An 11,662-nucleotide genomic window follows, 5' to 3' on the forward strand; every position below is an offset into this window, starting at 1 on the left:
GCGATTTCTTCTCGGAGGCTCCTTTGGATTTGCGCGAGAAGAACCCGAACATCGAAATTTTCCGTATTTTAAAGTAAATGGGATGACTATTTCTGTCGAGACAATATCAGTAGCCGCCGAAGATAAAAGCCCTTGGCTGATCTATTGAATAGCGATGAGCGACGCCCATCGGCTGGGCGCCGCTGCGCTAGGATAACCCTTACACCTCCGGCACGCGCCGATAGTTGGCGATGTCGGCCTTGACGCCGAGCCGCGCGATGGTTTCCTGCGCGCTGAAGGCGATACGTTCGTGGGCGGCCTTGACGATCGGCACCACCTTGTCGATTGCCGCCTGGCTTTCCCACTCGACCATGGTGACGATGTTGAACTCGCCCGGGCCGGAGAATTGTTCGAGCAGGAAATCCTGCACGAAGCCCTCCTGCCGGCGCAGCAGTTCATGCGTCATGAAGACCCTGCTCAGGATTTCGTCGCGCGCCTCGGCCGGCACGACGAATTTGTCGACCCGGAACACGCTGCCGGTGCGGTGATTGTTGGTGCTCATTTCGATCTGTCTCCGATTTGGAAGGTTGCCGGCAGGTGGCTCGGAGACGGTTTGCAAGCTCAAGATAGGTTGAGGTCAAGGGGGATTTAGCGCCAACTTCTCCTTCTCCCCTTGTGGGAGAAGGTGGCCGCGAAGCGGCCGGATGAGGGGTGCTCCAGGGGAATGAGGCGTTGGCGTTCCCTGGAACACCCCTCAACCGTCTCGGCGCTGCGCGCCGATCCACCTTCTCCCACAAGGGGAGAAGGGGAAGCCGGCTCCTAGCTCACCTCCGCCGTTCTCCTGCGCACAATCACCCCAAGCTCGTCGCTTTCCCGCGCGATGCGCAGGCGCTCTTCGGCTTCGGTTGCCTCGCGCTGGCGGTCCCACATCGAGGCGTAGAGGCCGTGCTTGGCCAGCAGCGCCGTGTGCGTGCCGCGCTCGGCGATCTGGCCGTCCTTGAGCACGATGATCTCGTCGGCCGAGATCACCGTCGACAGGCGGTGGGCGATGACGATGGTGGTGCGGCCCTTGCTGACGAGATCGAGCGCCGCCTGGATTTCCTGCTCGGTCTGGGTATCCAGCGCCGAGGTCGCCTCGTCGAGCATCAGGATCGGCGGCGCCTTCAGGATGGTGCGGGCGATCGCCACGCGCTGCTTTTCGCCGCCCGACAGCTTTAGGCCGCGCTCGCCGACCATCGACTTGTAGCCTTCGGGCAGCTTGTCGATGAACGGGCCGATCTGGGCAAGCTCGGCGGCCTTGCGCACCTCCTCCTCGCTGGCGCCGACGCGGCCATAGCGGATGTTGTAGGCGATGGTGTCGTTGAAGAGCACCGTGTCCTGCGGCACCATGCCGAGCACGGCGCGCAGGCTCTCCTGAGTGACGTCGCGGATGTCCTTGCCGTCTATCAGCACCTGGCCACCCTGCACGTCGTAGAAGCGGAACAGAAGCCTGGAAATGGTCGACTTGCCGGCGCCCGAAGGGCCGACGATCGCCACCGTCTTACCGGCCGGGACCTCGAAGGAGACGCCTTTCAGGATCTTGCGGTTCGGATCATAGGAGAAATGAACGTCGCGGAACTCGACCTTGCCCGGGCCGACCTTGAGCGGCTTGGCGTCCGGCTTGTCGACGATCTCCTGGGGCACGTCGAGCAGGTCGAACATGTGCTCGATGTCGGTCAGGCCTTGCCGGATTTCGCGATAGATGAAGCCGATGAAATTGAGCGGCACCGAAAGCTGGATCAGCATGGCGTTGATGAAGACGAAGTCGCCGACGCTCTGCGTGCCGGCCTGCACTTCCAGCGCCGACATGCACATGACGATGACGGTGCCCAGGCCGAAGATGAGGCCCTGGCCGAAATTCAGCCAGCCGAGCGAGGTCCAGGTCTTGGTCGCGGCGATCTCGTAGCGCGCCATGGAGCGGTCGAAGCGCTCGGCCTCCATGCGCTCATTGGTGAAATATTTGACCGTCTCGAAGTTCAAGAGCGAGTCGATCGCCTTGGTGTTGGCGTCGGTATCGCTGTCGTTCATGTCGCGGCGGATCGAGATGCGCCAGTCGCTGGCCTTGACCGTGAACCAGACATAGAGCCAGACGGTGACGGCGACCACGGCGACATATTTCCAGCCATAGGTGAAGGCGAAGATGCCGGCCGTCAGAGCGAATTCGAGGATTGTCGGCGCCGTGTTCAGCATGATGAAGCGCACGATCGTCTCGATGCCCTTGGTGCCGCGCTCGATGATGCGCGACAGGCCGCCGGTGCGGCGCTCCAGATGGAAGCGCAGCGACAGCTCGTGCATGTGGACGAAGGTGCGGTAGGCGAGCTGGCGCACCGCATATTGGCCGACGCGGGCAAACAGCGCGTCGCGCAACTGGTTGAAGCCGAGCTGGACCAGGCGCAGCACGTTGTAGGCGATCACCAGCGCCACGGGCGCGAGCAGGAAGGCCGGCAGCGGCGGCGGGGTCTTGGAGGCATGGGCCAGCGCATCCGTCGCCCATTTGAAGAAATACGGGCCGGCGACCAAAGTGAGCTTGGCGACGACCAGAAGCAGCGTCGCCCAGGTGACACGGGCTCTGAGATCGGCGCGCTCGGCCGGCCACATATAGGGCCAGAGGTTGCGCAATGTGGTGAGGGTGCCGGCTTCGGCGGATACGGTCTTTTCGGCCACTAGTCTTGCCTTTTGGGTAAACTGCCGGGGCAGCAGGAAGCAACGAGTTGGTTGAGCGAGGCGGAGACGCCCGCAAGCGCGGTGTGGTCGACCGCGTAGCGCGAGCGCTGGCGGTCAGTCTCGAAGCGGACGAGCCCCGCCTCGACCAGGACCTTCAGGTGCTGCGAAACGGTCGATTGGGCGAGGTCGAGATGGTCGACCACCTCACGGCACGAGCAGCAGGAGCTGGCCGAGAGGCGTTTCAGGATCTCGATGCGCGCCCGATGCGAGAGCGCCGCCAGGCGCAGCGCGATGGCGCGGCTGTCAGCGCAACGGCTTTCGGGGGATACGGTCATCGTCCATCGCCGATAGACGATGGAGGATGAGAGGGCAAGCTAGGCGGATGGGTAGATTGAGGTGAGGCGCCCGCCATTCGCGTTCGTCATCCTAGGGCGGAGCGCCGCGCAGCGGCGCGCAGACCCTAGGATCCATGCCGTTACCTCAGAACATCCCGGCGTTCGAGAATTTTCACCTGTCCTGGCCGATGGCACTAAACAGCGCCATTTCTTTCTTCACCGCAGCACACTTCGGCGACTGTCACGGCATGGATCCTAGGGTCTGCGCGCGTCGCTTCGCCCTTGCTCCGCCCTAGGATGACGAAGTCGCTACTCCGTCTTCGGCGCTGTCATCTGCTCGCCCATGGCCTTCATGTCGGCGTCCTCGCCCTCCTTCGACTTGGACGGCACCTTGAACACCTGGCCGGGCCAGATGCGGTCGGGATCGCGGATCTGGTCCTTGTTGGCGAGATAGATGGTCGAGAAGCGCGTGCCATGGCCGTAGACGCGGCGCGAGATGCGCCAGAGCGTGTCGTTGCGGCGGATGATGACGGCGCTGTCGGCATGTTCGAGCTTCGGCGCGACCGTCTCGGCCACGTCGGCCGAAGGCGTCGCCTCGGAAACCTTGGCCGGAACCTCGGCGGGCTTGGCCGCTTCGGCCGTTGCCGCCGGCTTGGCTTCCGCGGCCTGGGATCCGGCGCCCTGGACCTGGGCGAGTTTGGTCTCGGCCGGCTTGGCCTCGCCGGTCTTCGTCTCATTTGGAGCGACGGCTGCGATCGACTCGCCGGGCTCGCGCTCGAACGGCACGGCGGCACGGGCGACGACCTTGACGCCGTCGCTGTCCAGGCCATCGACATGGATGGTGTAGTTGCCGACCGGGATGTCGCGGGTCGCTTCGATCAGGAAATGCCCGTCGGCGGAGGTCCGCGCATCGCCAAGCAGGATGGCGTCGGCATAGGCGCGCACCTTGCGGCCGGGATCGGCCGTGCCGGCGACGAAGATCTTGCTGCCGTCGATCTCGACCGCTTCGACGGCGATCTTGGGCTCCGCCGACGCCGAGGCCGTATCGGATGCAGCCGGAGCGGTCGTTGCGGGAGCCGTCGTTGCCGGAGCCTGGGCTGCCGGTGCCGCCTGGTCGGAGTCGGCCGGCGCCGCCGGCTTGGTCTCGGCCTCGGGCACGGTGATCAGTTGCGAGGCCTTGCCCGGTTCCTCGACCATCGCCAGAACCTGCCCGGTCGGGCTCTGCGGCACCGAAACGACGGCGGTCTGGGCCGAGGCGACGGCAGTGCCGCCAACCGTCTGGCGCAGCGTGATCGTATAGTCGCCCGGCTTCAGCGGATCGTCGAGCACGATGGCGAAGGCGCCGTCGGGGCCGGAATCGGTCGAGCCGAGCACCGTGCCGCCACTCAGGATCTCGACCTTGGCGTTGGGCGCGGCGCTGCCGGCGACGACGATCGAGCCGTTGCTTTCGACGCGCACGACATCGAAGGTCGGCAGCGTCGAACCGGCCGCGGCGGCCGGCGCCGTTGCGTTCTTGTTGGCCGGCGCCATCGTGTTGGCCGGGGCCATTGTGTTTGCAGGAGCTTGAGGCACGCGCGCCTCGGTGGTCGTGCTCGAGGATTCAGCCGGTTTCGCGCCGGTCTGCGGCAGCGCCGCGACCTGCGCTGGTTTCTGGTTGATGTAGGGATCGAGCGCGCCCGACCCGTAGGCGACCGCCGCCACGACGGCCACGCCGCCCGCCGCGAACAAGAACGCCTTAGAAGGATTGATAGCCATAATTTTATACTGCCCCCTTAGCCACCTAACGCCGGTCTAGCGTGTTTTCTCCAAGCTCACAAGAAAAAGCCCGTCCGCGGGCTTGACCCGGCCAACCGTCCCCATCACCAATCATCGTCATGAACACGATTCGATCCGTCTGCGTCTATTGCGGCTCGTCTCCGGGCCGCGACGAGGCCTATATCAAGGCCGGCCACACGCTTGGCCGCTCGCTTGCCAAATCCGGGTTGCGCCTCATCTATGGCGGCGGCACCAAGGGCATCATGGGCGCCGTCGCCGATGGCGCGCTCAGGGCCGGCGGCAAGGTCACCGGCATCATCCCGCGCTTCCTGATCAACAGGGAAGCGACCGAAACCGCGCTCGACAAGCTCGACGAATTGCTGATCACCGACAATATGCACGAGCGCAAGCACAGCATGTTCGAAAAATCCGACGCCTTTGTGGCGCTGCCGGGCGGCATCGGCACGGTGGAGGAGATCGTCGAGATCATGACCTGGGCGCAGCTCGGCCATCATCGCAAGCCGATCGTCTTCGCCAACGTCAAGGGGTTCTGGGATCCGATGCTGTCGCTGATCGAGCACATGTCGGAGGAAGGCTTCATACACACCGCGCATCGCGTGAAGCCGCTGGTGGTCAACGACCCGGAAGCGATAGTCGCCGCTATCATGGTGGCAGGCTCGTCCGTCGACGCGCCGACGGAAGGCGTACAGTCGGTGATAGATAAGATGTAAGGCAATAAGGCAGTAGGGGAGTAAGGCAGTATGTAAGGCTGCGGAAAATGCCCCCTACTGCCCTACTGCCCTACTGCCCTACTGCCTTCCTCAAATCCCCAATCACCGTCCGCCGATCATTCCTGCGCCATGCCAGATGGATCGACACGCTGCGCTTGAACCAGGGCAGGTCGCGGAAGATCACGCCCGGAGGTGCCGCGCTGCGCAAGCTTTCCTGGACCGTGGCGAGGCCGAGACCGGCGCTGACCAGGCCGAGCGACGTCAACGGATCGTTCGTCTCGTAAGCGATGTCGGGCATGAAACCGGATTCGGCGCAGGCCGCCAGGAACTGCGCGCGGTTGGTGTCGCCGGGCTGGCGCACGACGGTGATCCAGACGCGGCCGTCGAGCTGGCCCGGTTGGATGTCGGCAGCATCGACCAGCGGATCGCCCTGTGGCATTGCAAGCACCAGCGGCTCGCGCCGCACCAAGACGCTTTCAAGATCGGGATCGGCCTCCGGCGCGGGCGAGTAGACGAAACCGAGATCGAGCGCGCGCTGCCGTAAATCCTCGAACTGCGCGGCCGAGCGACTGCTGCGCAATTGCAGACGGAAGTCCGGCCGCGCGCGGCGGAAGTCCCGCAGCATGGCGGCGACCAGCCCGGCATGCACCGCGCCTTCGACATAACCGATGGCGAGGCTGCCTGTGGCGCCGCTGGCGAGGTTGCGGCCGAGCTCTTCCAGCCGCGCCGCATCGGCAAGCAAGGCGCGGGCCTCGGCAAGGAAGGCCCTGCCCTCGGCGTTGAGGTGGACGCGCCGCCTCGCCCGCTCGAACAAGGCGACGCCGAGCTGCTCCTCGAGCTGGATGATCTGCCGGCTCAAGGGCGATTGCGAAATGTGCAATTGCTCGGCGGCGCGGCCGACATTGCCGGCCTCTGCGACGGCGACGAAATATCTGATCTGGCGCAGGTCGAGCATTCTTTGGCCTCTCAATTCCAAGTCCTCAAAGGTCTGAACTTTATCCTAATCAGTCTTGGACAGTCTGGACAGCCGGCGCGATATCTCCCTCGTCACCCCAGCCACGAAGGAGATCGCCATGCAGTTCTTTGCCCTGCTCAGCCGCAACACCCAAAAATTCAGCGACGCCGATTTCGCGCCGCTGCTGCCGCCGGAGTCCGAGCGGCGAAAGGCGCTTTACGTGCAAGGCGCGGTGCGCCAGATCTGGAACCGTGGCGACATTCCCGGCAGCGGCATGATGTTCGAGGCAGCCGACGAGAAGGAAGTGCGCGGCCATCTCGCCACGCTGCCGCTGATCGAGGCCGGCATGATGGACATCACGGCGATCGTGCCGCTCAACCCCTATCCTGGCTTTGGGCCGAAGCGCTGAATCGAGCCTTATTCGTGAGGTTGCCGCATATTGGCGGCCTCACGGCCAGGCTTCCTGCATCGCGTTCACTAAAAGCCATGCCATCGCGAGAAGCGCGACGAGCAGCGCCAGCCGCAGCCCCGCGGATCGCGCCTGGCCGGTCTCCTGACGCTGAAGCCGGCGCCAGGTCTGGAATGCCGCGAAGAGAGTAAGCAGCGCATAAAACCCGGCCAGCATCCACAAGACCGCCCGCCGGATATCGGAATGCCGTTATTCTCGAGCACCTTGCCGATCAGCATCGCCGGTCCGGCGACGAACAAGGCAATGGCGATGCCGAACAGGAAGCCGATCATCGCGCCTGGAAAGGACGTCGCCGACAGCGCGACCAGCACCGCCAGGAGGACGAGCAGAGTGATGAACGCGCGCTGGCTCATGGGCCATTATTCCCCGACCGAACGCGGCGTAATGTACCAGTCTGACCTTAACTGCGCGCAACGGCGTGCCCCGTCTTCGAACCGTAGACCGGGGTGCGGCATGGCCGAGACCTGCGTTCCTTATCGGCAACGCAACCGATGCGGGCGTGAGTTCGGCCATCGTCCCTGGGCTGAAAACCCCGCCAAGCAAGACGACGCCGGTGATGGTCTCGCCGCAACGAAGAAATCGTCTCCAGCTTGCCGAGCGCCATTCTGGCGTGCCCATTGCCGCCGACACACAGCAGACCGGGACGACAGGCAAATTCCGGTCTGAACGATTCAGCCGGCACCAGTGAGTTCAGCGGCCGTGCGCACGCGGGCGAGCACCTCGCTCAGCATGTCGTGCATGGCCTTGCGGGCTCTTGTGGAGTCGCCGGACTCGATCGCCTTCAGCACCTTGCCATGCGCGTCGAGATCGCCCACCGGATGACCGAACAGCGCGTTGGTGGTCGGCACGCTGTACTGCAGCGCCGTGTGGATCAGCGCCGAGAGCGGCAGGAAGAAGCGGTTCCCGGTGGCGGCAAGCACCGCTTCATGGAAGGCGGCGTCCGACAAGACCGGATCGCCCTGGCCGGAGGAGGCCGCGCGCATCGCCTCGAAGGCCTCGCGGATGGCAGCGATCTCGTCCGGGTTGTTGCGGCTCGCGGCAATTGCCGCCGCCTCGCATTCGAAGCCCAGGCGCACTTCCAGAAGCTCGATGATGAAGTGGCGCGGTGTCGCGCTGGCGCGCAGCCAGCCCAGCACCGCGGGGTCCAAGAAATTCCAGTCCTTCAGCGGGCGGATGCGCGAGCCACGTCGCGGGCGGGTGACCAGCAGGCCTTTGGCCCACAGGATCTTCACCGCTTCGCGCGCCGCACTTCGGCTGGCGCCGAAGCGGGCGCAGATCTCCTCCTCGCCAATCAGGGTCGCGCCGGGCGGAAACAGCCCTCGGAGAATCTCGCGGCCGAGATTGTTGGTTATCTCGTCCGTCACCGACGCCGTCTGGTTGCCTGCCATTTTGTCCCGGCCCATTTGGTTCTGCTAGCAAGCGTCGGTGTTATCTTAGCAAGCCGAACCTGTCCATTATCATCTGATTTGTCAGATAAATGCAGTTGAAGGCATCGCGACTTTCCTGTTAGCTGTTGGGGGAAGCAGCGGAGAGCCGGTTTGTCGCCAACATCCTCGATGCGCGCGGTGGTGCTGCGCCGGCCGCTCGACCTCGACGTCGAGGAGCGCACAACGCCAGGGCCCGGCCCAGGCGAGGTACTGGTGCGCATTGCGCGCGGCGGCATTTGCGGCTCCGACCTGCATTATTTCCGCCATGGCGGTTTCGGCACTGTGCGCATGAAGGAGCCGATGATCCTCGGCCACGAGATCGCCGGCCGCGTCGAGGCGCTGGGCGCCGGCGTTTCCGGGCCGGCGGTGGGGACGGCGGTCGCCGTCAATCCCGCCAACCGTTGCGGCGTCTGCGCCTTCTGCCGGGCCGGGCAACCGATCCATTGCCTCGACATGCGCTTCCTGGGGTCGGCGATGCGCATGCCGCATGTGCAGGGCGGCTTTGCCGAACATCTCGTCTGCCGCGCCAAAAACGCCGTGCCGCTGGCGACGGGCTCCGACCCTACCGCCGGCGCGTTCGCGGAGCCTCTTGCCGTGACGCTGCATGCCGTCGCCCAGGCGCCGGTCTATGGCAGCCGCGTGCTGATCATGGGCGCTGGACCGATCGGCACGCTGCTGGTGCTCGCCGCGCGCTTTGCCGGCGCGCGCGAAGTCGTCGTCACCGATGTGCAGGACAGACCGCTGCAATACGCCGCCAAGATCGGCGCCGACCGCACGATCAATGTCGCCACACATGCCGAGGCGATGGACGGCTACGCCGCCAACAAGGGGTATTTCGACGTCGTCTTCGAGGCCGCCGGCCAGGGCGGGACGGTCGCCAGCGCCTTGCCTGTCATCAAGCCGCGCGGGACGCTGGTGGCCGTCGGCCAGGGCGCGACGGCGGAGCTTTCCATGTCGGTCATCGTCACCAAGGAAATCCAGGTGAAGGGCAGCTTCCGCTTCGACACGGAATTCGCCCTGGCGGTCGACCTGATCGGCTCGGGCCGGATCGACGTCGCGCCGCTGCTCAGCAACACGCTGCCACTCGCCGAGGCGCGAAAGGCCTTCGAGCTGGCCAGCGACAAATCGCAATCGATGAAGGTGCAAATTGCGTTCGACTGATTATCTCGGCCGTCTTTTCGGCCTCGAGGGCAGGCATGCCTTCGTCACCGGCGCCAGCCGCGGGCTGGGCCTCGCCTTCGCGGGGGCACTGGCCGCGGCCGGCGCGCGCGTCACGCTCGGCGGCCGCAAGATGGAGGAGCTGAAGGCTGCCGCCGACAGGCTGCGTGCCGAAGGCCACACGATCGCGGAGTCATTAATCGACGTCACCGACACCCAATCGGTCGATGCGGCAATCGCAGCTTCGGAAGCCGACACCGGGCCGATCGACATCCTGGTCAACAATGCCGGCATCCAGCGCCGCGCGCCGCTGGAGACTTTCTCCGATGCCGACTGGGACGCGCTGATGGCGACCAATCTCGACGGCGTGTTCAAGGTGAGCCGCGCCGCGGTGAAGGGCATGATCCAGCGCCGCAAGGGCGTCATCATCAATGTCTCCTCGGTGCAGAGCGCGCTCGCTCGCCCCTCGATCGCGCCTTACGCGGCGAGCAAGGGAGCGATCACCATGCTGACCAAGTCGATGGCCGGCGAATGGGGCCAGCACGGCGTGCGCGTCAACGCCATCGCGCCCGGCTATTTCAAGACAGAGCTCAACGCGGCTTTAGTCGCCGACGAGAAATTCTCGACCTGGCTCACCGGCCGCACGCCGATGCGGCGCTGGGGTGATGTCGAGGAACTGGCTGGCGCGGCGGTGTTCCTGGCATCGGATGCCGCGAGTTTCGTCACTGGTCAGACGCTGCTGGTGGATGGCGGGATCACCAGTGTGTTGTGAGCCTCATAGGCAACACTCAAACCGGTAGCCTTGTCTCCCCCACCGACAGATGCCGCTCGATGGGCGGATCGATCTTGGTGTCCTTCGCGAACCCGGTCAACACCCTGTCCACCGACAGCCTGCCCGCCCCGCTGAGCGCCAGGATGAACATGCCGCCGGCGATGGCGAGATCCTTCTCGAAATGGAGCAGTTCGTTCTGGCTGGCGAAATTGGTGTGGAAGAGGCTTGCCGTCATCAGGCAGAACAGGCCGAGCCCGATCGCACCCAGCCGCGCCAGGATGCCGAGCGCCACCGACAGGCCGGCGCCGAGTTGCAGCGCGATGGTGGCAATGAGCAGCGGCGTGCCGACGCCAAGCGCGGCCATCGCCTTCTGAGCGCCCTCGAAATGCGTCGCCAGTTGCAGTCCCTCATGCACGAAGATCAGGGACAGAAACAGCCGGCCGGCCAGCAGGACGACATCCCTGGCGTGCAGTTTTTCGGCAAGTTCGGTCGGTGTCATCGTTGGCTCCAATTCTTGGACGCAGGTAGCCGCCACGCGCCCGGGTGGACGCGCGCTCGAGGTTGAAAGGTCGGAGCCGGCGCGAGGGAGAGGAACGCCGGCTCCGGTTTTCGGGGGCTACCGCGGTGGCGCCCAAAAAAGTTGGCACTGAAGGGAGAGGGCAGCGCAAGGTCCCCTCTCCGGCCGCTTCGCGGCCACCTCTCCCCACTTCGTGGGGCGAGGAACGGGCTGAACTACTTCGTCACCTTCGTGTCGATCGCCTGCTTGAGGTCGGAAAGCTCCTCGCAGCCCGACGGGCACAGCTTCTCCAGTGAGGCGAGCTGCTCGTTGGCCTTGGCCATGTCGCCGGTCTCGACATAGAGCTCGCCCAGATATTCATGCGCGGCCTTGTGGTCGGGCTTAAGCTCCAGCGCCTTGGTGTAGTAGGTCAGCGAGGTCTGATAGTCGCCGGTCTTGCGCAGCGTGAAGCCGAGCAGGTTGTAGACGTCGGCCTGCTGGGTGTCCTGCGCCAGGTCGCGCAGATCGGCCAGCGCGCCCTTATAGTCCTTGGCGTCGATCTTGGCCTTCACCGCCGTCAGGTCGGGCGCATCGGCGCCTTCGATGTCGTCCACGGCATAGGCTGGAACGGCGATGGCGATCGGGGCCGCGGTCAAGACCGCAATGGCGCCGAGCGCCGCGAAAGTTAAGTGTTTCATTGGAGTGTCGCTTTCTGTTCACGATCCGAGTGAGATCAGATCTGGGTCGGGGTGAAGGCGTAGGCATTGCCGTCCTTGACGAAGCTGCCTGTGCCGGGGAACGGGAAGTGCGAGCCGCAGATGCGGACATTGTCGGCGATCACCTGGTCAATGATCCGGTGCCGCGTGGTGATCGCCGTCGGAC

General features: G+C 65.0%; 13 protein-coding genes and 1 pseudogene. 4 read left to right on the plus strand and 10 right to left on the minus strand.

The window, feature by feature from the left end:
* Positions 1–199 precede the first annotated feature (199 nt).
* From EOA24_RS13595 to EOA24_RS13610, 4 genes are all read right to left on the minus strand, one after another.
* A complete protein-coding gene (locus tag EOA24_RS13595; protein ID WP_126078270.1) occupies positions 200–541 on the minus strand; it encodes an antibiotic biosynthesis monooxygenase in 342 nt (113 codons plus the stop codon).
* 257 nt (positions 542–798) lie between these two features.
* Positions 799–2,682, minus strand: coding sequence for an ABC transporter ATP-binding protein/permease (locus EOA24_RS13600; protein WP_126078271.1), 1,884 nt, complete (start codon positions 2,680–2,682; stop codon positions 799–801).
* Positions 2,682–3,017: a metalloregulator ArsR/SmtB family transcription factor gene (locus tag EOA24_RS13605; protein WP_126078272.1), complete on the minus strand. Its 336-nt coding sequence runs from the start codon at positions 3,015–3,017 to the stop codon at positions 2,682–2,684. Before EOA24_RS13605 ends, EOA24_RS13600 begins: the two co-directional genes overlap by 1 nt.
* Positions 3,018–3,326: 309 nt before the next feature.
* The gene (locus tag EOA24_RS13610; RefSeq protein ID WP_126078273.1) at positions 3,327–4,772 is read right to left on the minus strand and encodes a LysM peptidoglycan-binding domain-containing protein; all 1,446 of its coding nucleotides are present in this window, start codon (positions 4,770–4,772) and stop codon (positions 3,327–3,329) included.
* 119 nt (positions 4,773–4,891) lie between these two features.
* Here EOA24_RS13610 and EOA24_RS13615 point away from each other — a divergent pair, with 119 nt between their 5' ends.
* Positions 4,892–5,503 carry a TIGR00730 family Rossman fold protein gene (locus tag EOA24_RS13615; RefSeq protein WP_126078274.1) on the plus strand — a complete coding sequence of 204 codons (612 nt, stop codon included), beginning with the start codon at positions 4,892–4,894 and terminating at the stop codon, positions 5,501–5,503.
* Between the two features lie 70 nt (positions 5,504–5,573).
* Here the strand turns inward: EOA24_RS13615 and EOA24_RS13620 are convergent, their stop codons facing one another.
* Positions 5,574–6,458: a LysR substrate-binding domain-containing protein gene (locus EOA24_RS13620; RefSeq protein WP_189343190.1), complete on the minus strand. Its 885-nt coding sequence runs from the start codon at positions 6,456–6,458 to the stop codon at positions 5,574–5,576.
* Between the two features lie 118 nt (positions 6,459–6,576).
* Here EOA24_RS13620 and EOA24_RS13625 point away from each other — a divergent pair, with 118 nt between their 5' ends.
* A complete protein-coding gene (locus tag EOA24_RS13625; RefSeq protein WP_126078275.1) occupies positions 6,577–6,867 on the plus strand; it encodes a muconolactone Delta-isomerase family protein in 291 nt (96 codons plus the stop codon).
* Positions 6,868–6,935: 68 nt separating this feature from the next.
* Here the strand turns inward: EOA24_RS13625 and EOA24_RS13630 are convergent, their stop codons facing one another.
* A complete protein-coding gene (locus EOA24_RS13630; RefSeq protein ID WP_126078276.1) occupies positions 6,936–7,280 on the minus strand; it encodes a hypothetical protein in 345 nt (114 codons plus the stop codon).
* A gap of 318 nt (positions 7,281–7,598) precedes the next feature.
* Positions 7,599–8,330, minus strand: coding sequence for a FadR/GntR family transcriptional regulator (locus tag EOA24_RS13640; RefSeq protein WP_126078277.1), 732 nt, complete (start codon positions 8,328–8,330; stop codon positions 7,599–7,601).
* 153 nt (positions 8,331–8,483) lie between these two features.
* On the opposite strand from EOA24_RS13640, the gene EOA24_RS13645 reads away from it, so the two are divergent.
* Entirely contained in the window at positions 8,484–9,515 is a 1,032-nt protein-coding gene (locus EOA24_RS13645; RefSeq protein WP_126083459.1) for an L-idonate 5-dehydrogenase, read from the plus strand.
* Positions 9,502–10,284, plus strand: a complete 783-nt coding sequence (locus EOA24_RS13650; protein WP_126078278.1) for a glucose 1-dehydrogenase — start codon at positions 9,502–9,504, stop codon at positions 10,282–10,284. The genes EOA24_RS13645 and EOA24_RS13650 overlap by 14 nt, the downstream gene beginning before the upstream one ends.
* A gap of 16 nt (positions 10,285–10,300) precedes the next feature.
* On the opposite strand, the gene EOA24_RS13655 is transcribed toward EOA24_RS13650, so the two are convergent.
* From EOA24_RS13655 to EOA24_RS43005, 3 genes and pseudogenes are all read right to left on the minus strand, one after another.
* The gene (locus tag EOA24_RS13655; protein ID WP_126078279.1) at positions 10,301–10,783 is read right to left on the minus strand and encodes a DoxX family protein; all 483 of its coding nucleotides are present in this window, start codon (positions 10,781–10,783) and stop codon (positions 10,301–10,303) included.
* A gap of 233 nt (positions 10,784–11,016) precedes the next feature.
* The gene (locus EOA24_RS13660) at positions 11,017–11,478 is read right to left on the minus strand and encodes a tetratricopeptide repeat protein (RefSeq protein WP_126078280.1); all 462 of its coding nucleotides are present in this window, start codon (positions 11,476–11,478) and stop codon (positions 11,017–11,019) included.
* A 35-nt stretch (positions 11,479–11,513) separates the two neighbouring features.
* Positions 11,514–11,662 (minus strand): annotated as a pseudogene (locus EOA24_RS43005) (MBL fold metallo-hydrolase); the annotation flags it as partial.

This window comes from Mesorhizobium sp. M2A.F.Ca.ET.039.01.1.1 (assembly GCF_003998035.1).
Classification (GTDB): Bacteria; Pseudomonadota; Alphaproteobacteria; order Rhizobiales; family Rhizobiaceae; genus Mesorhizobium.

Excerpts from the sequence above, each read along its gene's own strand:
- EOA24_RS13595 (WP_126078270.1), bottom strand. The coding sequence starts at position 541 with ATGAGCACCAACAATCACCGCACCGGCAGCGTGTTCCGGGTCGACAAA.
- EOA24_RS13605 (WP_126078272.1), bottom strand. The coding sequence starts at position 3,017 with ATGACCGTATCCCCCGAAAGCCGTTGCGCTGACAGCCGCGCCATCGCG.
- EOA24_RS13610 (WP_126078273.1), bottom strand. The coding sequence starts at position 4,772 with ATGGCTATCAATCCTTCTAAGGCGTTCTTGTTCGCGGCGGGCGGCGTG.
- EOA24_RS13615 (WP_126078274.1), top strand. The coding sequence starts at position 4,892 with ATGAACACGATTCGATCCGTCTGCGTCTATTGCGGCTCGTCTCCGGGC.
- EOA24_RS13620 (WP_189343190.1), bottom strand. The coding sequence starts at position 6,458 with ATGCTCGACCTGCGCCAGATCAGATATTTCGTCGCCGTCGCAGAGGCC.
- EOA24_RS13625 (WP_126078275.1), top strand. The coding sequence starts at position 6,577 with ATGCAGTTCTTTGCCCTGCTCAGCCGCAACACCCAAAAATTCAGCGAC.
- EOA24_RS13630 (WP_126078276.1), bottom strand. The coding sequence starts at position 7,280 with ATGAGCCAGCGCGCGTTCATCACTCTGCTCGTCCTCCTGGCGGTGCTG.
- EOA24_RS13640 (WP_126078277.1), bottom strand. The coding sequence starts at position 8,330 with ATGGGCCGGGACAAAATGGCAGGCAACCAGACGGCGTCGGTGACGGAC.
- EOA24_RS13645 (WP_126083459.1), top strand. The coding sequence starts at position 8,484 with ATGCGCGCGGTGGTGCTGCGCCGGCCGCTCGACCTCGACGTCGAGGAG.
- EOA24_RS13655 (WP_126078279.1), bottom strand. The coding sequence starts at position 10,783 with ATGACACCGACCGAACTTGCCGAAAAACTGCACGCCAGGGATGTCGTC.
- EOA24_RS13660 (WP_126078280.1), bottom strand. The coding sequence starts at position 11,478 with ATGAAACACTTAACTTTCGCGGCGCTCGGCGCCATTGCGGTCTTGACC.